The organism is Falcatimonas sp. MSJ-15 (genome assembly GCF_018918265.1).
In the GTDB taxonomy this organism is placed as follows: domain Bacteria; phylum Bacillota; class Clostridia; order Lachnospirales; family Lachnospiraceae; genus Falcatimonas.
Genome location: NZ_JAHLQC010000004.1, coordinates 76,342 through 97,724, shown reverse-complemented (window position 1 = coordinate 97,724; position 21,383 = coordinate 76,342). Strand labels below are relative to the sequence as shown.

Below are 21,383 nucleotides of genomic sequence, written 5' to 3'. Positions count from 1 at the left end.
CATAATCATAGTATTATAGAAAAACCAAAATTATGAGAGCATAATTATGACATTATAGAGAAAATGAAAGCATAAAAATGTGATTATAACATTACCAGAAACTGGAATTATAAGAGAATGATTATGGTATTATAGAAAACTGGAATTATAAAGAATATACAGGCATAGTTAGGATATTGTTAGAATGTCTTGATTATGCCTGCTTTTGATTAAAATATATCTTACCTTGTTCACCAGGTTGGTAATGAATATAGGTAGAATAATGGATTTGGAGAGTGAGAAAAATTATATGAAGATTAATTTTAATGAAGAGATATCACTAGAAGAATATACAGATATACAAAAATGGTTTTTTATGAAAAAAAAGAAAATGGATTATTATCTTACGGCAGTAGTATTACTTGGAATAGCAATAATGCTATATAGTATCTTTGTACGCAATACATATTATGGAACTCAGTGGGCGATAATATTAGCTCCATTTGTATACCGTCCATTTTGTATAGCTAAGATTAAGCGTCTTGCTAAGAAGTCATATGAGAAGGATATAACAAACTGGGAGATAGATATAGAGAATAATATGATAAAAGCCAGACCAAAGGATGAGACAACATATACAAGTTCAAGAATAAGAGACATATATATGGTGTATGAATTAAAAAGTGTATTACTTATATATTTTAACAGAGATTTATTCATAACAATTTCAAAGAAAGCATGTAAAGATGATGATTATATGAAGATCAGAGCTATGTTATATGATGGAATGGATAGCAGACGTGTGCATCTTAGACGGATTAGTAAGTAATAGAAATGAAGCGGGATATGTTTTGGCAGTCAGACGATTATATTAAAGAAAGCAATAATGACTATTAAAGAAAATAATAAATAACTTTACAAATAAAAGTTATTATGATAGACTAGAGAAGCTTTAGAATTTTAAAAATCTTTAATTGGCGTTCGCCAAAATCTATTCCACAATATTTTAATATAGAATGAATGTAAAATGTTATTGACAAAAGAGAACATTTGTACTAAAATTGTAAACAGTTGGCGAACGTTAGTTCATATGTGAGAAGGAGGATATTAATAATGGGAAAAGAAGAAAAGACAAAAGCATTAGAAGCGGCATTATCACAGATAGAAAGACAGTTTGGTAAAGGTTCAGTAATGAAACTTGGTGATTCCAATGCCAATATGAATGTTGAGACAGTTCCAACAGGTTCATTAAGCCTTGATATTGCGTTAGGACTCGGTGGTGTTCCAAGAGGAAGAATTGTTGAGATATATGGACCTGAATCAAGTGGTAAGACAACAGTAGCACTTCATATGGTTGCAGAAGTTCAGAAGAATGGTGGAATTGCCGGATTCATAGATGCTGAGCATGCACTTGATCCTGCATACGCAAGGAACATTGGTGTAGATATTGATAATCTATATATATCACAGCCGGATAATGGAGAACAGGCTCTTGAGATTACAGAGACTATGGTTCGTTCAGGTGCAGTAGATATAATTATTGTCGATTCAGTTGCGGCACTTGTACCAAAGGCAGAGATTGATGGCGATATGGGAGATTCTCATGTAGGTCTTCAGGCAAGACTTATGTCACAGGCACTTAGAAAGCTTACAGCTGTTGTAAGTAAGACGAACTGTATTGTAATATTTATTAACCAGTTAAGAGAAAAAGTTGGTGTTATGTTTGGTAATCCTGAGACAACAACAGGTGGACGTGCACTTAAGTTCTATTCATCAATACGTATGGATGTAAGAAGAATTGAATCACTTAAGCAAGGCGGAGAAGTTATTGGTAACAGAACAAGAGTAAAAGTAGTTAAGAATAAGATTGCTCCACCTTTTAAAGAAGCAGAATTTGATATTATGTTCGGTCAGGGTATATCAACAGAGGGTGATGTACTTGATCTTGCATCAGAACTTGGAATTATAGTTAAGAGTGGTGCATGGTATGCATACAATGATGCCAAGATTGGACAGGGACGTGAGAATGCTAAGACATATCTTAAGGAACATCCTGAAGTTATGGAAGAAGTAGAGAAGAAAGTTCGTACACATTATGGACTTAATGGTGGAGAAGAGCCTGCCAAAGATAATACAGACTCTAAGACAAAGAAAACAGCTGAGACTAAAGATGCTGCAGAAAAGACAGACAAATAATAAGAACTATAAGTAGTAGAAAGATGAGGAAAGGTATATGATTATAACAGATATTTTACCAATAGATAAGAAAAGATCGAAGGTATATATTGATGAGGAATATGCCTTTCCTTTATATCTTGGTGAGATGCGAAGGTATAAGATAAAAGTTGGTGAAGAGATAACAGAAGAAGTATATGACGAGATACTTAATAAAGTTATTGATAAGCGTTGCAAATTAAGAGCAATGAATATATTAAAAAAGGTAGATAAGACAGAAAAACAGTTAAGAGATAAGTTAAAGCAAGGTTTTTATCCCGAAGATACTATTGATAATACCATAGAATATCTTAAGTCATACAGATATATTGATGATAGCAGATATGCAGATAGCTATGTTGAATATAGAATGAAAAATAAGAGCAGAAAACAGGTTGTTAATGAACTTCTTCAAAAAGGAATTGATAAAGAACAGGCGCTTGAATCGATACCAGATGATTATGATGAATTAGAAGCAATTAGGAATCTTATAGCTAAGAAGAAGTATAATGATGAAACAGCAGATATTAATGAACGAAGAAAAATGTATCAATATCTATTAAGAAAAGGCTTTAATTATAACGACATAAGTCATATAATTCATGATAGTGATTATAGAGAAAATTGATATATATTTTTGTGCAATTTAAATAAAAATCAAATAATACATAAAAAACATAGAAAAATGTTAGTTATCAAAGTGGAAAAATGTTAGCCACTACTTGACACTTTAACGAAAAAAGTATAAAATTTATATGTTGTATTTGTACAATGAAAACTAAATAAGGAGGTGCTCCTGTGCCAGTTATTATTATTATTATTTTAGCTGTAGTTATTACACTTTTGGTAGTTGTTCCTATTACTTGGGTTGTCGCTTCATCCAATCAGAAGAAGACTTTTGAAGCAAAGATTGGTAATGCAGATGACAAAGCAAGAGAAATAATAGATGAGGCGCTTAAGACCGCTGAGACTAAGAAAAGAGAAGCTCTTTTGGAAGCAAAAGAAGAGTCTCTTAAGACTAAAAATGAGCTTGAGAGAGAGACTAAAGAAAGAAGAGCTGAGATACAGCGATATGAGAGACGAGTTTTATCTAAGGAAGAATCTTTAGACAGAAAGTCAGAAGCGATTGAGAAGAAAGAATCATTCTTATCTAAGAGAGAAGATGAGCTTAATCGTAAGAAGGCTGAAGTTGAAGAACTTAGTGAAAAGAGAGTACAGGAATTAGAGAGAATCTCAGGATTAACCTCCGAACAGGCAAAAGATTTTCTTTTGAAGACTGTTGAAGATGAAGTGAAGCATGATACTGCCGTTCTTATTAAAGAGATGGAGAATCAGGCAAAAGAAGAAGCTAGTAAAAAAGCGAAAGAATATGTTGTTACAGCAATACAGAAATGTGCTGCTGATCATGTAGCCGAGACAACAATTTCTGTTGTTCAGCTTCCTAATGATGAGATGAAAGGCAGAATTATTGGTAGAGAAGGACGTAACATCAGAACACTTGAGACTATGACAGGTGTTGATTTGATTATTGATGATACTCCAGAGGCAGTAATTTTGTCAGCATTTGATCCAATTAGACGTGAGATCGCAAGAATTGCACTCGAAAAGCTTATTGTTGATGGAAGAATTCATCCAGCCAGAATCGAAGAGATGGTTGAGAAAGCTCAAAAAGAAGTTGAAGTAATGATTAGAGAAGAAGGAGAGAATGCCACTTTAGAAGTTGGCGTACATGGAATTCATCCGGAATTAGTAAAACTTCTTGGTAAGATGAAATTCAGAACAAGCTATGGTCAAAATGCATTAAAACATTCTATCGAAGTTGCACAGTTATCAGGATTACTTGCAGCAGAAGTTGGTGTTGATGTAAGACTTGCAAAGAGAGCAGGTCTATTACATGACATTGGTAAGTCTGTGGATCATGAGATGGAAGGCTCACATATTCAGATAGGTGTAGATCTTTGTCGTAAGTATAAAGAGTCACCTATTATTATTAACGCTGTTGAAGCACATCACGGTGATGTAGAACCAGAAAGTTTAATTGCCTGTATAGTTCAGGCTGCCGATACAATATCAGCAGCAAGACCAGGCGCACGTCGTGAAACACTTGAAACTTATACTAACAGATTAACACAGTTAGAAGATATTACTAACTCTTTTAAAGGAGTTGATAAATCTTTTGCTATCCAGGCAGGTAGAGAGATTCGTATTATGGTAGTTCCAGAGATGATCAGTGATACTGATATGGTATTACTTGCAAGAGATATTTCTAAACAGATTGAGAATGAATTAGAATATCCAGGTCAGATTAAAGTGAATGTTATAAGAGAGTCACGAGTAGTAGACTACGCTAAATAAAATCATAATAAAAACAGAGAAAGGCTTATCTCAGATACATCATAACTGATGTATCTGGTGTTAAGCCTTTTTAGTTAATATGCCGGTAAATCAATGAATAGAATAATATATTGACAATTAGATATCATATCTATCATTGATGATTATATAATAAAAAGCTTAGAAAATACGAAAGTATGAAAAAGTAAAAGTATAAGAAATACGAAAGTATGAAAAGTAAAAGCTTAGAAAATACGAAAGTATGAAAAAAGTAAAAGTATAAAAAATACGAAAGTATGAAAAGTTAAAGTATAAAAAAACGAAAGCATGAAAAGTAGAAACATAGAAAGGAATGTATTATGGTGAAAATAAAAGATAATATTATTCGCTTTATCAAGGAAGATGAATATCAGACACGAATTATATATATGATGATTGCATCGTGGTTTATAGATAATATGCTATATGTTATAGTTTCTGATGCAACAGCAATTACGCTTGAATTTGTTGAAAGTGTTAATTTTGCAATGTATCTTATATGCTTTGTATTGATTAATATTATAATGTTTAGAATTGACAGAATGAAGCGGATTAACGAAAAAAAACTGCTTGCATTTGTGAGTATATTATATTGCATAATTGTATTTGTTAACAGATAGGAGAGAAGACAGAAGTATGAATGAAAAGGATACTAAGATTAATATTCGTATGACATCATTGACAATTAAGATGTTTATTACAATTCAGATTATATTGTGGCTTTTGTTTGTTGCTGGTCTTACAGTATTAAGATACCTGTGTAATTATAGTGGAACATTTGATTTTGGACTGTTTTCACAGATGTATTATTATATGGATAAGACTTTTTTGCCGGTAACAACAGCTGAACGTAATATGTATATGTCACATTTTGCAGTACATGTGTCACCAATATTCTATACGATACTGCCGGTCTATAAGATATTTGCCTCTCAGATTACACTCTTAGTGTGTCAGGCAATAATTGTTATAAGTGGAATAATTCCGCTTTATAAGATATGCAGAAAATATAATATGACAGATAAAGAGATATGGATCTTTTCACTTATGTACTGCTTGTTTCCAGCATTTATCGGAGGATGTTTTTATGATTTTCACGAGAATAAATTCCTTACAGTTATAATACTGTGGATGATATATTTCCTTGAGATGAGAAAATACAAAGCATCAATGTTATTTGCAATATTATTATGTATGGTAAAGGAAGATGCGCCGGTATATGCAGCTTGTTTAGGTCTGTTTTTTATTTTTTATAAAAAAGAATACAAATATGGGATGACAGTATTTATAATGTCAGTTGTCTATTTTATGACAGTGACAACATTAATGAAAAAATATGGAATAGGAATAATGACTAACAGATTCAGTAATCTTATGTATGATGATTCACTTGGACTTGTTGGTGTCATAAAAACTGTTATGGTCAATCCGGTATATGCAGTTAAAGAGATGATTACAGAAGATAAGATAGTATTCCTGCTACAGGTAATGATGCCACTTGGATTTTTGCCACTTATTAATAATAAATGGTCAAAATGGATTCTTGTTATACCATTTGTGCTTGTTAATATGCTTTCAGACTATAAGTATCAACATTCAATATATTTTCAATATACATACGGAAGCTGTGCAATGCTATTTTATCTGGCTGTTATTAATTATTGTGAATATAAGGAAAGACGGAGAGATATTATGCATGGCGTAATTATTCTTGCTATTATTGCATCAGTGTTAATAACAGATTCAACAATGAGTTCTAAGTTAAGATATCTTGATATGTACATAAGTGATTATGATATTTTGCAAGAAGTAGATGACGTTCTTGCAAAAATTCCGGAAGAAGCATCAGTGGAGAGTCATTCAGGATATGTTCCAAAATTATCGCTCAGACGGCAGATTTACAAATTCGATAACAGATATAAGGAAGATTATATAGTTGTTGATCTTAGAAAAAGCTGGGAAAAAAATGGTGATGAAGTTATCGAACAGGCACAGAAAAAGGGATACGTGCTTACAGATTATATAGATAGATATGTTGCAGTGTTAAAAAAATCAACCATTTAAGAAGAATAACTAATAAATATTAATTAAAAGTTGTAATATAGTTACGATTATTAGGCAACAAATGAAAAAATAAAATGAATTTTTTTCATTTAAAACTTGCAAAAATGTGTAACCTGTATTACAATGATAAAAGCTTTATTAGAGTAAAGAATTATTGAAAATATTATTAAGGTGGTGCAATTAGTAATGTCATTAACATTATCAAACAAAGCAAAGAAGGTTAAACCTTCATCAACATTAGCTATTACTGCAAAGGCAAAGGAACTTAAGGCACAGGGACTTGACGTTGTAGGTTTTGGAGCAGGTGAACCTGACTTTAATACTCCTGAGAATATTAATAAAGTTGCAATTGAAGCAATTGAATCAGGTTTTACTAAATATACTCCTGCATCAGGAACTAATGAACTTAAGGAAGCTGTATGCAGAAAATTTAAAGAATTCAACAAACTTAACTATGAACCTAATCAGATCGTAATCAGCAATGGCGGTAAACATTCACTTACTAATGTATTTTCTGCTATTTTAAACCCAGGTGACGAAGTTATTATTCCAGCACCATATTGGTTAAGCTATCCTGAGATAGTTAAACTTGCTGATGGTGTTCCAGTATTCGTTCGTGGTGGTAAGGAACAGGGATACAAAGTTACAGTTGAACAGCTTCAGGCAGTTACAACTGACAAGACAAAAGCTCTTATACTTAACACACCTAACAATCCAACAGGTATGATATATACAAGAGAAGAACTTGAAGCAATTGCAAAATATGTTGTAGATAATGACATCTATGTTGTATCAGATGAGATGTATGAACATCTTGTTTATAATGGTAATGAACATGTAAGTATAGCATCACTTGGCGAAGAGATATATAAGAGAACAATTACTGTAAGTGGAGTATCTAAGAGTTATGCTATGACTGGATGGAGAATTGGTTATACTGGTTCTAGTGCTGAGATTGCTAAGCTTATGAGCAGTATTCAGAGTCACCAGACATCTAATCCTAACTCAATAGCACAGAAAGCTACAACAGAAGCTTTAAATGGTCCACAGGATACAGTTTTAGCTATGGTTAAGGAATTTGACAAGAGAAGACAGTATATGTATAACAGAATCAGCAAGATGCCACTTGTAGATGCATTAGAACCACTTGGTGCTTTCTATGTATTCATAGATCTTGGTGAAGCTCTTAAAAAAGAATATAAGGGTAAAGTAATTGGAACAAGTGCAGAATTTGCAAGAATTCTTATTGAAGATTATAATGTTGCTGTAATTCCATGTGCAGATTTTGGATTCGATGATCATATAAGACTTTCATATGCTATCTCACTTGAGCAGATTGAAAAAGGATTAGACAGAATAGAAAGTTTCTTAAAATCTTTATAAGTTAGAGCGTAAAACTCACTACCTTTAGGTGATGGTAGTTCATAAAATATACGAAAAGAGATGACATAATGGCTTCTATAGGATTTATTGGAATGGGTAATATGGGTTATGCAATGCTTTTAGGTGCTTTAAAAGTATTTGACAGAGCCGAGATAGTGTTCTCATGTGCAACCCCTGAGAAGAAAGCTGCTGTATATGAGAAGACAGGTGTCAGATTTGTTGACAGTAATGCTGAATGTGCCAATTCGGCAAAATATATTGTACTTGCTGTAAAACCACAGGTATATGATACAGTAATTAAGAACATTCGTAATATAATTACACCGGATAATATTATTATATCATTAGCACCGGGTGTATCAATTGAACATTTAAGAGATGCTCTTGGAGTACCAGCAAGAATAGTAAGAGCAATGCCTAATACACCGGCAATGTTAGGTGCAGGAATGACAGGAATATCATATAATAGAGCTGAATTTTCCAGAGAAGAGATAGAAGTGCTTAATAAGTTCTTTAATTCTTTTGGAATGGTTGCTGAAGTTCCGGAGAAGCTTATGGGAGCTGTTACATGTGCAAGTGGAAGTTCACCAGCGTATGTATATATGTTCATTGAAGCATTAGCAGACAGTGTTGTTAAACTTGGAATTCCAAGAGATAAAGCATACGTTATGGTAGCAAAGACTGTGGAGGGTGCAGCTAAGATGGTATTAGAGACAAGAGAACATCCTGCAGTTTTAAAAGATAAAGTATGTTCACCAGGTGGAACAACAATATGTGGAGTTGAAGCACTTGAAGAATATGGTTTTAGAAATGCCATAATGAAAGCGACAGAAGCTTGCAATAACAAATCAGAGAATATGAAATAGAATTATTATATAAAATGTCAACGTGGCAAATTGAGTTATCACTCAGATTATTGCCTGCGTTGACATTTTTGCATAAAAAATATAATATTACTAGTGTTGTAGACTTATAAGCAATTCGTAGGCATCAAAGTCGGGGCTTTTGACCCTGACATCATAATTATATAATTGTTAGAGAATATAAGTTTACAATTAGTTGTGCGATAATAATGCAAAAGGGAGATAATTATAATGAATGGATTTGAAAGAATGAACAGAGAACTTGTCTATAAGGCTAATGTGATTGATATCTATGAAGATACAATAAAGTGTCCTGATGGAAAAATAGTAAAATATGATTATATTGATCATATTGGAGCAGTAGCAGTTGTTCCGGTACTTGATGATGGAAGAATACTTATGGTAAAACAGTATCGTAATGCACTTGATAGAGATACTCTTGAGATACCGGCAGGAAAGCTTGATTCAAAAGAGGAGAAACCGATTGATGCAGCAATGAGAGAACTTGAAGAAGAAACAGGATATAAATCTACTAATCTTGAATTACTTATAACTCTTAGAACGACTGTAGCTTTTTGTAATGAGAAGATAGAAGTATATGTTGCACATGATTTTGTAAAGACAGCGCAGAATCTTGATGATGATGAAGATATAGATGTATATGCTTATACAATTGAAGAATTGTGTGAACTTATCTATGAGTCAAAGATTCAGGATGCTAAGACAATCGCAGCAATAATGGCATACAAAGATAGATATTGTTGTCGATAATGTGCAATTATTAGTAATACTTGAAGTAGGAATATTCATAATATTAATGATAACTTTTGACCCGCACCACACCGAGAAAGTAGCAATTTACTAAGCAAGCTAGTAAATTAGCGGATTTCGAGGTGGGATCAGATTATGGGAATGCGAAGCATGTAGTAATCTGATTAATTATTAATGAGAGGCAAAATACCTTTTGACCCTCATTAATGATAAAAGACGTATGTATAATCTATATTTGTTGATAGGCAGTTCGCATATTATAGTTTTGCAACAGATTAATACTTATTGATTATGACAGGAGGTTGATGTATGAATATTCAAAGTACATTAAAGAGCAGAGCATTGAAGATAGTAATATGTATTATAGCAATAGTTTTTGTTCTTATTAGCAGTAATGTTATATATAGTAAAATCTATGCCAACAACAAAGAACTGGCATATAGAATATATCAGACTATAAGCGAAGGCACTGATACAGATATTGGCATTATAGTTGAAAAAATCAGGATTGCGCTTATAGTTTTGCTTATTCTATTATCAAGACATAGCAGAATTCTATTTAATATCTTTGTTATATATGAGATATTGGCTAAAGAGATATCGATTATACTTATCTATTTTTCTATGGGAATCAAAGGTGTGGTAGAGAATATTATTGGTATGTATCCACAACATATTCTATATCTTACAGCAATATTAATAGTATGGAATAACTTTGTTAATATAGATAACAAACAAACCATAAAGAGTAAGAAAATTCGGAAAAAGAGAGTTGCAAATGTGATTTTGACACTTATATTAACAACCATAGGTATAGTGTTGGAAGTAATTACAAAAAAATAAAAAATTGTTTGCTTTTACGATAAAATAAATATATAATTAACAATGTAGCGAGTTAATGACTAAAAATATCGGGGGCTGAGAAAGATATGGAATGGGAAATACATAGATTTATTCAATATTTACATTTAGTTAAGAAAACTACATATAACACAGAAGTGTCATATGAAAGGGATTTGAGAAAACTTGCATTGTATCTTAAGGAACACAATATTGAGACATTTGCTGATGTTACAAGTGAAGAACTTAGGAAATATGTAAAATATCTGACAGACGAAGGTAACGCACCGTCTTCAGTTTCGAGAACAGTGTCATCAATCAAGACATTTTATAACTACTTACTTAATATTGGAGTTATTAACAGAGATCCTGCACAATTTATAAAAGCACCAAAGATAGTGAAAAAGGTGCCGGATACTCTTACTTATGCCGAGGTTGAATTATTCCTGTCACAACCTGAAGGAAATTCGCCTAAAGATATAAGAGATAAAGCAATTGTAGAATTAATGTATTCTACAGGTCTTAGAGTGTCTGAAGTTATTAATCTGAAATTGTCAGACATTAATCTGGCGGATAGATGCCTGACTTGTAATGATACAAATAAACAGAGAATAGTTCCTTTTTCAGAAAAAGCAAAAAAGTGGTTAGAGAGATATCTTGATGAATCACGAGAGATATTGGTTAAGAAAAAGGAAACAGGAATGTTATTCGTAAATTGTCATGGAACGCCTATGAGCAGACAGGGATTGTGGAAGATAATTAAATATTATGCACAGATGGCTGACATTGACAAAGATATAACACCACACATGTTGAGACATTCTTTTGCGGCTCATATGGCAGAATGTGGTACAGATCTTAAAGATATACAGAAGATACTTGGACATTCTGACATAACAACAACGCAGATATATCGTGATATTACAGAGACTTCGCATAAAGAAGGCTTTTTACTTAATGAAAAATAGATAGAATAATAATGAATAATTATAGAGATATAATGAAGCGATATAGAGTATAATATAACAATAATAGGGCAAGAACACTATTAGAATGATAGTAAAACAGTAATATAAATCATAGAAGAACGGTAATATAAAACATAGAAGAATAGTAATATAAATCATAGTAAAATAGTAATATAAATCATAGAAGAACCGTAATTAAAATGCCATCAGAAGTACATATAACTTAAAATGATTTTTAAGTATATAGTACATGTCTGATGGCATTTTTTATAATTTATCCTACATGATCTGCAATATAGTAGAGTAATTCTTCAGATTCTTTCCATCCAAGGCAAGGATCTGTAATTGATTTTCCATAGATATGTTCACCAATCTTTTGATTACCTGGTTCTATATAGCTTTCAATCATAACACCTTTTACAAAGTTCTCGATGTCTTTTGAATGACTTCTGCTATGAAGAACTTCTTTTACAATACGAATCTGTTCGATATACTGCTTATTACTGTTGCTGTGGTTAGCATCTACGATAACAGCAGGATTCTTAAGATTTCTCTCATTATATAGATCTAATAAGAGATTAAGATCTTCATAATGATAGTTAGGTATACATTGACCATGCTTGTTGACAGCACCACGAAGAATTGTATGTGCAAGTTCATTACCTGTAGTCTTAACTTCCCAGCCACGATATATGAATGTATGACCATGCTGTGCAGCAAGAACAGAATTAAGCATTATAGAGAAATGTCCACTTGTCGGATTCTTCATACCGGCAGGTACATCCATTCCACTTACAGTAAGTCTATGCTGCTGATCTTCAACTGAACGAGCACCAACAGCTACATAAGAGAGGATATCGCTAAAATATCTATAATTTTCAGGATATAACATCTCATCAGCAGGAGTAAGACCTGTCTCTTCAATAATTCTAAGATGCATTTTTCTTATTGCGATAAGACCTGCTAAAAGATCAGGTTTTTTCTCAGGATCAGGCTGATGTAACATACCTTTGTAACCCTCGCCTGTTGTTCTTGGCTTGTTAGTATATACACGTGGTATAAGAATAAGTTTATCAGCAACTTTTTCCTGTACTTTTGCAAGACGACTTACATAATCAGCAACGGAATCTTCATTGTCTGCTGAACATGGTCCTATAATTACAAGAAACTTATCTGACTTGCCTGTGATAACATCTCGGATTTCCTTATCACGTTTTTCTTTTAATTCTGTAAGCTCTGTAGAAAGAGGATACATCTCTTTAATTTCTGCCGGTGTAGGCAATTTTGTTATAAATTCAAAACTCATAATAATTACTCCTCATCTAATAGTATTTTCGTGCTTTAAAGCAAAAAACAAATAAATTATAATATAAAAAAGTGATTTTGTCGACACCAAAATGAAAAATTGTGAAAAAATATAAATTTATAATATATTAAGAAATTGTTTAAAAAATGAATTAATTCTATTTGTGCAAAATGACGAAAAAATTGAAAGAAATATACGCCAAGAGATAGGTAAGGAGGACTTTTTATGAACAAAAGAAATTATAGGAGTTTAAAAAGTAAGTGAGCAGGTTGATGCAATGCATGTAGAGATTGAAGGACTTAAGACATGTTCTGCGAAACTGGAAGATAATGTTAACAGATTCAAATTATAGTGTGCATTTATCTCAAATATATATTAATATTGATAAGTACTGCTAATTGGAGTATAATCTTTGTGTGAAAATATAAAGAAAAGGATGCGTGACAATATGATAAACAGAGTAATATGGATAGTATTAGACAGCGTTGGCATGGGAGAATTACCTGATGCAGATAGATTTGGAGATGTAGGAAGTAATACAATTGGTAATGTATCAGCTAAAGTTGGCGGATTAAAAGTTCCTAATATGGTAAAACTTGGACTCGGCAACATAGAAGGAATGAAGAATATAGATAGATGTGAATCACCAAAAGGTGTATATGCAAGACTTGCAGAGATATCTAATGGTAAAGATACAACTATAGGACATTGGGAGATGATTGGTATATATTCACCAAAAGCTTTTCCAACATATCCTAATGGTTTTCCTAAAGAGGTTATTGATGAATTTGTAAAGAGAACAGGAGTTCCTGGAGTGCTTGGCAATTGTACAGCGTCAGGAACTGAGATTATAGCAAGACTTGGCGATGAACATGTTAAGACAAAATGTCCGATAGTCTATACTTCAGCAGACAGCGTATTTCAGATAGCATGCCATGAAGATGTATATTCTCCTGAAGAATTATGGAAGATGTGTAAGACAGCAAGAGAGATGCTTACAGGAGAACATGCACTTGCAAGAGTTATAGCAAGACCATTTGTAGGAGAGAGTGGCAATTATACAAGAACAGCCAACAGAAGAGATTTTTCATGGCTTCCGGACAATGATAACTTGCTTGTAAGAATGAAAGAGGCAGGTCTTGATGTAATTGGAGTTGGTAAGATTGAAGACATCTTCGCAGGAGTCGGAATAACAGAAGCAGTTCATACAAAAGATAATATGGATGGAATGGATAAGACTCTTGAATATATGGATAGACACAACAGAGGACTTATTTTTACAAATCTTGTTGAATTCGACTCTAAGTGGGGACATCGTAATGATTACAAAGGATATGCACAGGGACTTGAAGAATTCGATGTAAGATTAAAAGAAGTATTAGATAAGATGAGAGATGATGATCTTCTTGTAATAACAGCAGATCATGGATGTGATCCAACTATGACACAGAGTACAGATCATTCAAGAGAATATGTTCCAATGCTTATGTATGGCAGACAATTAAAAGAAGGAACAGATCTTAAGACTGGCAAAACTTATGCTAATATCGGTCAGACAGTTGCAGATATATTTGATTTAAAACCACTTGCAATCGGAGAAAGCTATCTAAAAGAAATACTTAAATAATGGAGGAATATCAGCATGAGAATGTATGATTTGATAATGAAAAAAAGAAATGGTGGAGAACTTTCCACTGAAGAGATTAACCAGATGATTATAGAATATACTAAAGGTAATATTCCGGATTATCAGATGTCAGCGTTTCTTATGGCGGTATTTTTTGTAGGAATGAGTGAAAAAGAGACAATAGCTCTTACAATGGCTATGGCTAATAGTGGAGAGATGGTAGATTTGTCAGCAATCCATGGGCTTAAAGCTGATAAACATAGTACAGGCGGAGTTGGCGATAAGACATCGCTAGTGCTTGGACCTATGGTTGCGTCACTCGGTATTCCAGTAGCAAAGATGTCAGGACGTGGGCTTGGACATACAGGTGGAACGATTGATAAGTTAGAGAGTTTTGATGGCTTTTCAACATCACTTACAACAGAACAATTCATAAATAATGTAAATAATATTAAGATGGCAATTATTGGTCAGACAGGTGAACTTGCACCGGCTGATAAAAAATTATATGCCTTAAGAGATGTTACAGCAACAGTTGATAATATCTCACTTATTGCGAGCAGTATTATGAGTAAAAAAATAGCAGCAGGAGCAGATACAATAGTTCTTGATGTAAAATGTGGCAGTGGGGCATTTATGAAGACTGAAGAAGATGCAGTAAAGCTTGGTACAGAGATGGTTAAGATTGGAAGAGGTATAGGGCGTGAGACTTATGCGATTGTATCTGATATGGATCAGCCACTTGGATATGCAGTAGGTAATGCACTTGAAGTAAAAGAAGCTATTGATACACTTAATGGTAATGGTCCAAAAGATCTTCTTGAACTATGTCTTACACTTGGTTCATATATGCTTATTGGAACTAAAAAAGCATCAGATGCAGATGAAGCGAGAGCAATGCTTAAAGATACAATTACAAGCAAGAAGGCTTTGAATAAATTTGCAGAATTTGTAAAGGCACAAGGTGGAGATGAAAGAGCAGTATATGATACAAGCCTGCTTCCAAAAGCATCACTAACACAGGATTGTTATGCGGCAAGTGAAGGCTATATAAGCAGTATCCATTCAGATGAGGTTGGCATGGTATCGCTTACACTTGGTGGAGGAAGAGAGACTAAAGAGAGTAAGATAGATCTTTCAGTAGGTGTTGTTCTTAAGAAAAAAGTAGGCGACTATGTTAAAAAAGGCGATGTTATAGCTACATTATATGCTAATTCAGAAGAAAAACTAAAAGCTGCTAAGGAGAGATTTGACAAGACTTATAGTTATTCTGATAACGAAGTAAAAAAACCTGTATTTATAAAAAGAATAATAGATAATTAATATGATGCCAGGGTCAAAAGGCCTAAACCCACGTGAGCTTGCTCATAGGTGGGTGAAAGGCTTTGGGACCCGCCCCGATATGAGCATAAAAGTGGGATGATAATCCCACGATATGCGAATATGGGGTAGAATTGTGGGAGTGCGTAGCACGGAGCAATTCGTAGGCATCAAAGTCGGGGCTTTTGACCCCGACATCTTAATATAAACCAGTATAAAAATTAAATTAATTAAGTAAATGTGACAGCTAACTTCACAAAAAAATAACGTACTTGAAAAAAAACTTGATGATTATTTCGATAAATGATATAATCTTTAGGTTAAAAAAATAAGTTGAAATTATGGAAGAAGGTAGGTTATGAATCAGTCAGATATTGATAAGGTATCAGCTTCAGCAGTGAGCAAATATGAATGCCTTACAAAATCACCATTTACTTACATGATGAGAGCGATAATGGCAGGTTTCTTTATTATAGTTGCCGTTATTTTATCAAATGTATCAGCAGCAGTTTTATATCCAACATTCCCACAGTTTGGGAAGATACTTGGATCTATATTGTTCCCTACAGCAATTATCCTGATAGTATTTATCGGTGGAGAATTGTTTACAGGCAATAATATGACAATGGCACTTGGATTCTATGAGAAAAAAGTGAGTGCAAAAGGAATGATAGCTGTATGGGCTATGAGTTACATAGGCAATTTCATCGGAGCATTTATACTTGGATATATATATGTTAAGAGCGGAAGTTCAATTCCGGTGCTTACAGAGTATCTTAATGCTATTGTAATGCCAAAGCTTACAATTACACCTGTTGAGATGATATTAAGAGGAATGCTTTGTAACTTTATGGTATGTCTTGCAGTATATACTAATTCAAAGATGCAGACAGAGAGTGGAAAACTTGTAATTATGTTTATGGTAATTATGGCATTCGTTGTAGCAGGATTTGAACATAGTATTGCTAATATGGGATTGTATTCAATAGCAGCTTTCCTTGTAGATGGAATGACATTTTCACTTGTTATGAAGAGTATGCTCTTTGTTACAATCGGTAATATATTAGGTGGAGCAGTACTCTTAGCATTACCACTTAAACTTATGGTATTAAAAGAAAAATAATTATTATTGAGTATATATATAACTTAATATAGTTAAGATATATTTGAATATATCAGATAGAAGATGATTATGTTATGCTGATATGTAATGACGTCACAATATATATAACAGAACATATATTTAAAAGGGTTGACAGATTATATATCGAATGATAGCATACAACAAACAGAAGAAATAAAAGCGATGATAAGAAGAAGTAATATTCAAAAGTTCAACAGAAAGTAACCGGGTGATGAGAGGTGCAGGAACAATGTATATGAAATACATCTTTGAGCTTCACACCGAACGCATAAGCAAGTAGGCTGTGACGTATGCCTAGACACGTTATAGTCTTAGAGTATAACCCAATCTGGAATTGGAGTACTTGATAAGGTAAGTAATGTGAATTACTTATAAAAAAAGGTGGTAACACGGAGATTATTATATCCTCGTCCTTTAATAGGACGAGGATTTTTTTTATGTTTTATTGCTTTATTTCGAATGTTTAGAACATATAAAAAGCATTGCGAAAGGAAGATTAATATGATTAGTGCAAAAGAACAATTAAGAATTATTACAAAAGGAGCAAGTATGGTAGTGAACGAAGAAGAACTACTTAAAAAACTTGAAAACAGTGTAGCAAATGACAGACCGCTTAATGTCAAGTTTGGTATGGATCCAAGTGCACCGGATATACATCTTGGACATGCAGTTTTACTTAGAAAAGTTAGGCAGATGCAAGAACTTGGACATAGAGTAACCATTGTTATAGGCGATTTTACAGGAAAAATAGGAGATCCTACCGGAAAATCAAAGACAAGAAATGCATTATCTAGCGAGCAGGTAATGGAGAATGCTAAGACATACTGTGATCAGATATTCAATATCATAGATCGAGATAAGTGCGATGTAAGATTTAACAGCGAATGGTTATCAAAACTGAATTTTGAAGACGTTATCAAATTGGCATCAACAACAACTGTTGCAAGAATGCTTGAAAGAGATGATTTTACTAATAGATATGACAATAATATACCAATAAGCCTTCATGAATTTTTTTACCCACTTATGCAGGCATACGATTCAGTTGCAATCAATGCGGATATTGAACTTGGCGGAACAGATCAGACATTCAATGTCCTTATGGGAAGAAATCTACAGAAACATTTTGGAAAAGAACAACAAGTTGCAATCTTTATGCCGCTTCTTGAAGGTATTGACGGAGTTGAGAAGATGAGCAAGAGTCTTGGTAACTATATAGGAATCGATGAGCCGGCAAAAGTATGCTTTAAAAAAGTCATGGAGATACCGGATAATATGATAATTAAGTACTTTGAGCTTGCCACAGATGTTCATCCTGACGATATATGCAAGATAAAAGAGAGAATGGCGGATGGAGAAAATCCTAAGAATATAAAACTTGAACTTGCACGAGAGATAACTAATCTCTACCATAGTGCTGATGAGACAAAAGCAGCAGAAGAATTTTTCGTTCAGGCATTTACTAATAAAGATATTCCAGACGATATAGATGAACTTAAGATAGAAGAAGAAGCAATCTTGTTAAGAGATATAATACACAATCTTGTAGATATGCAACTTGTTGCAAGTGCGAGTGAATTAAGAAGAATGATTGAACAAGGCGGAGTTAGAGTTAATAATGAGAAAATAGACAGTATAGGTAAGATTGTTAAGAAAAGTGACGTAATTCGCATTGGCAAGAAGAAATTTATCAGAATCTCTTAAAAAAAGATTAAAATGACTTAAACTTATTAAGCAGAGAAAAAACAAATGATAATTGTTTTAATTGCATTTTTTATATAATAGTGATATAATATATGATATAAGGTTTCACATAGTGGAACAGGGATGAGAGGTAATTGTATGTCAGAAAAAGGTGTTCAGGTAATTGACAGAGTATTTGATATTCTCGAATTACTTGCAGTTGAGAGCAGAGGACTTGGAGTCACTGAGATTGCAAAGCGACTTGCACTTAATAAGAGTACAGTCCACAGAATTCTGGGTGGCATTATGGATAGAGGATATGTAGAGAAAACAGAAGATGGGATATACAGACTTGGAATACAGTTTGTAAAACTTGCAAGTGAGAGACTTAGCAATATTGAACTGACAACAGAAGCGAGACCGTACCTGTCTGAATTGACTAATATAATTGGTCAGTCAAGCCATCTTGCAATTCTTGATGGAAGTGATGCCGTATATATTGACAAAGTAGAAGTTGTAAGAAATCTAAGACTCTATTCACAGATTGGAAAGCGAATTCCTGTATATTGTTCAGCACTTGGTAAGAGCCTTCTTATGGATGAATCAGATAAAGTCATACTTGATACGCTTAATGAGTGTACATTTATCAAGATGACAGATACAACTAAGATGACACCAGAAGAAGTTCTTAAAGAGATTAGGCAGTCAAAGAGTAGAGGATGGACAATTGATGATGAAGAACATGATGTTGGAATAAGGTGTATAGCGGCTCCGGTATATGATTATAGAGACAAGATTACAGCGACTATAAGTGTCGCAGGTCCTTCAACTGTCATATCGAAGGAACGTGATGAAGAGATAGGAAGTCTTGTTGTTAAATATGCCAGGATGATTTCAGAGAAGCTTGGTTATTTTGTAAGATAGAATATACTTTGTCTTAAGATGAACATAACGCTTAATAGCGGTGTTATAGATTATATTTAAAAGGAGAATAACTATGGAAGTAAGACCAGGAGCAAATCCAAGAGACGTAAAATTATATGATACAGACAGATTAAGAAATGATTTTCTTATTCAGGATGTATTCGTAGAAGATGCAATTAAAACAGTATATAGCCAGATTGACAGAATTATTGTTGGTGCAGCAACTCCTGTAAGCAAAGTTTTAAAACTTGAAGCAGGTGATGAATTAAGAGCAAAATATTTCCTTGAGAGAAGAGAAATGGGAATCATCAACATTGGTGGTAAAGGTACTGTAACAGTTGATGGAAAGGCATATGAATTCGAATACAAAGATGGTATGTATATTGGAATGGGTTCAAAAGAGATCACATTTGCAAGTGCAGATCCTAAGAATCCAGCTAAGTTCTATTTTAACAGTGCACCGGCACATAAGACATATCCAACAGTATTCATTAATCCTGAAAGAGATATTCTTCCGGAAAACAAAAAAGAATTAGGTACACTTGAGAATGCTAACCACAGAGTTATCAGAAAATACATATTACCAGGACAGGTAGAGAGCTGTCAGTTAGAGATGGGTATGACAGCACTTGAACCAGGCAGCGTATGGAACACAATGCCATGTCATACACATGACAGAAGAATGGAAGTATATCTTTATTTCGAAGTGCCAGAGAACGATGTAGTATTCCATTATATGGGCGAACCTACAGAGACAAGACATATCATTATGAGAAATGAAGAAGCTGTAATCTCACCTAGCTGGTCAATTCATTCAGCTTCAGCAACACATGCTTATACATTTATCTGGGGCATGGTTGGTGAAAACCAGGATTTCGATGATATGGATGATGTAGATATGAAAGATTTAAGATAATTAGGAATCTATTATATTCATTAATAAGATAACATGATAATAACAGCTTATAATACACATTGTAGATGTGATATTGACATTGTGGTTATATACATATTGTAAGATAATAGCTATATGAAGTTATATATAATCATAATATCTAGTTGTTAGTAAATATATTTATTTAAAGGAGATTAGAAAAATGGCAGTTAGTTTTTCACTTGAAGGAAAAGTTGCTTTAGTAACAGGTGCTTCATATGGTATCGGTTTTGCTATCGCATCAGCTTATGCTCAGGCAGGCGCAACAATTTGTTTCAACGACATTAAACAGGAATTAGTAGATAAGGGTATTGCAGCATACAAAGAATTAGGAATCGAAGCACATGGTTATGTATGCGACGTTACTAATGAAGATGCTGTTAATGAATTAGTTGCTACAATTGAAAAAGAAGTTGGTACTATTGATATCTTAGTTAACAACGCAGGTATCATTAAGAGAATTCCAATGTGCGATATGACAGCAGCAGAATTCAGACAGGTTATCGATGTTGACTTAAATGCACCTTTCATCGTATCAAAAGCAGTTATCCCAGCTATGATCAAAAAAGGTGGCGGAAAGATCATTAACATCTGTTCAATGATGTCAGAATTAGGACGTGAGACAGTATCAGCTTATGCTGCTGCTAAGGGTGGTCTTAAGATGTTAACAAAGAATATCTGTTCAGAATATGGTGAATATAATATTCAGTGTAATGGTATTGGACCTGGATACATTGAGACACCACAGACAGCTCCACTTAGAGAGATTCAGCCAGATGGTTCAAGACATCCATTTGATCAGTTTATCATCGCTAAGACTCCAGCTGCAAGATGGTTAAAACCGGAAGAATTAACAGGACCAGCTATCTTCCTTGCATCAAGTGCATCAGATGCTGTTAATGGACATATTCTTTACGTTGATGGTGGTATCCTTGCATACATCGGAAAACAGCCTAAATAATTAATAATTAAGTTGTTAATTATTACAAA

19 protein-coding genes and 1 other annotated feature are annotated in these 21,383 nt (G+C 33.4%); of the genes, 18 read left to right on the top strand and 1 reads right to left on the bottom strand.

The window, feature by feature from the left end:
- Positions 1-244 precede the first annotated feature (244 nt).
- The 11 genes from KQI85_RS04080 to KQI85_RS04030 all read left to right on the top strand — a co-directional run bounded on the left by KQI85_RS04080 (position 245) and on the right by KQI85_RS04030 (position 11,455).
- Positions 245-808 carry a YcxB family protein gene (locus tag KQI85_RS04080; RefSeq protein WP_216574819.1) on the top strand — a complete coding sequence of 188 codons (564 nt, stop codon included), beginning with the start codon at positions 245-247 and terminating at the stop codon, positions 806-808.
- Positions 809-1,092: 284 nt separating this feature from the next.
- Entirely contained in the window at positions 1,093-2,175 is a 1,083-nt protein-coding gene (recA, locus tag KQI85_RS04075) for a recombinase RecA (protein ID WP_216574818.1), read from the top strand.
- A gap of 37 nt (positions 2,176-2,212) precedes the next feature.
- Positions 2,213-2,821 carry a regulatory protein RecX gene (locus KQI85_RS04070; RefSeq protein WP_216574817.1) on the top strand — a complete coding sequence of 203 codons (609 nt, stop codon included), beginning with the start codon at positions 2,213-2,215 and terminating at the stop codon, positions 2,819-2,821.
- Positions 2,822-2,991: 170 nt separating this feature from the next.
- Positions 2,992-4,548, top strand: a complete 1,557-nt coding sequence (rny, locus tag KQI85_RS04065) for a ribonuclease Y (RefSeq protein ID WP_216574816.1) — start codon at positions 2,992-2,994, stop codon at positions 4,546-4,548.
- A 338-nt stretch (positions 4,549-4,886) separates the two neighbouring features.
- Complete coding sequence (locus KQI85_RS04060; protein ID WP_216574815.1) at positions 4,887-5,186, top strand: hypothetical protein; 300 nt, start codon at positions 4,887-4,889, stop codon at positions 5,184-5,186.
- A gap of 16 nt (positions 5,187-5,202) precedes the next feature.
- Positions 5,203-6,630 (top strand): DUF2079 domain-containing protein, encoded by a 1,428-nt coding sequence (locus KQI85_RS04055; RefSeq protein WP_216574814.1) that lies wholly within the window; start codon positions 5,203-5,205, stop codon positions 6,628-6,630.
- 186 nt (positions 6,631-6,816) lie between these two features.
- Positions 6,817-8,013 carry a pyridoxal phosphate-dependent aminotransferase gene (locus KQI85_RS04050; protein ID WP_216574813.1) on the top strand — a complete coding sequence of 399 codons (1,197 nt, stop codon included), beginning with the start codon at positions 6,817-6,819 and terminating at the stop codon, positions 8,011-8,013.
- Positions 8,014-8,081: 68 nt separating this feature from the next.
- Positions 8,082-8,879, top strand: a complete 798-nt coding sequence (proC, locus tag KQI85_RS04045) for a pyrroline-5-carboxylate reductase (RefSeq protein WP_216574812.1) — start codon at positions 8,082-8,084, stop codon at positions 8,877-8,879.
- 228 nt (positions 8,880-9,107) lie between these two features.
- Positions 9,108-9,647, top strand: coding sequence for an NUDIX hydrolase (locus KQI85_RS04040; protein ID WP_216574811.1), 540 nt, complete (start codon positions 9,108-9,110; stop codon positions 9,645-9,647).
- 309 nt (positions 9,648-9,956) lie between these two features.
- Positions 9,957-10,490, top strand: a complete 534-nt coding sequence (locus KQI85_RS04035; protein WP_216574810.1) for a hypothetical protein — start codon at positions 9,957-9,959, stop codon at positions 10,488-10,490.
- An 86-nt stretch (positions 10,491-10,576) separates the two neighbouring features.
- On the top strand, positions 10,577-11,455 hold the full coding sequence (locus KQI85_RS04030) for a tyrosine recombinase (RefSeq protein ID WP_216574809.1): 879 nt from the start codon (positions 10,577-10,579) through the stop codon (positions 11,453-11,455).
- Positions 11,456-11,729: 274 nt separating this feature from the next.
- Here KQI85_RS04030 and KQI85_RS04025 read toward each other — a convergent pair whose 3' ends face one another.
- Positions 11,730-12,761 carry a 3-deoxy-7-phosphoheptulonate synthase gene (locus KQI85_RS04025; RefSeq protein WP_216574808.1) on the bottom strand — a complete coding sequence of 344 codons (1,032 nt, stop codon included), beginning with the start codon at positions 12,759-12,761 and terminating at the stop codon, positions 11,730-11,732.
- A 448-nt stretch (positions 12,762-13,209) separates the two neighbouring features.
- On the opposite strand from KQI85_RS04025, the gene KQI85_RS04020 reads away from it, so the two are divergent.
- From KQI85_RS04020 to KQI85_RS03990, 7 genes are all read left to right on the top strand, one after another.
- Complete coding sequence (locus KQI85_RS04020) at positions 13,210-14,388, top strand: phosphopentomutase (protein WP_216574807.1); 1,179 nt, start codon at positions 13,210-13,212, stop codon at positions 14,386-14,388.
- Positions 14,389-14,403: 15 nt separating this feature from the next.
- The gene (locus KQI85_RS04015) at positions 14,404-15,711 is read left to right on the top strand and encodes a pyrimidine-nucleoside phosphorylase (RefSeq protein WP_216574806.1); all 1,308 of its coding nucleotides are present in this window, start codon (positions 14,404-14,406) and stop codon (positions 15,709-15,711) included.
- Positions 15,712-16,066: 355 nt separating this feature from the next.
- Complete coding sequence (locus tag KQI85_RS04010; RefSeq protein ID WP_216574805.1) at positions 16,067-16,831, top strand: formate/nitrite transporter family protein; 765 nt, start codon at positions 16,067-16,069, stop codon at positions 16,829-16,831.
- A gap of 174 nt (positions 16,832-17,005) precedes the next feature.
- Positions 17,006-17,270 (top strand) — a binding site (T-box leader).
- Between the two features lie 83 nt (positions 17,271-17,353).
- A complete protein-coding gene (gene tyrS / locus KQI85_RS04005; protein ID WP_216574804.1) occupies positions 17,354-18,556 on the top strand; it encodes a tyrosine--tRNA ligase in 1,203 nt (400 codons plus the stop codon).
- A gap of 138 nt (positions 18,557-18,694) precedes the next feature.
- The gene (locus KQI85_RS04000) at positions 18,695-19,459 is read left to right on the top strand and encodes an IclR family transcriptional regulator (RefSeq protein WP_216574803.1); all 765 of its coding nucleotides are present in this window, start codon (positions 18,695-18,697) and stop codon (positions 19,457-19,459) included.
- Positions 19,460-19,532: 73 nt separating this feature from the next.
- The gene (gene kduI / locus KQI85_RS03995) at positions 19,533-20,375 is read left to right on the top strand and encodes a 5-dehydro-4-deoxy-D-glucuronate isomerase (protein ID WP_216574802.1); all 843 of its coding nucleotides are present in this window, start codon (positions 19,533-19,535) and stop codon (positions 20,373-20,375) included.
- Positions 20,376-20,556: 181 nt separating this feature from the next.
- Positions 20,557-21,354, top strand: a complete 798-nt coding sequence (locus KQI85_RS03990; protein ID WP_216574801.1) for a gluconate 5-dehydrogenase — start codon at positions 20,557-20,559, stop codon at positions 21,352-21,354.
- Positions 21,355-21,383 lie beyond the last annotated feature (29 nt).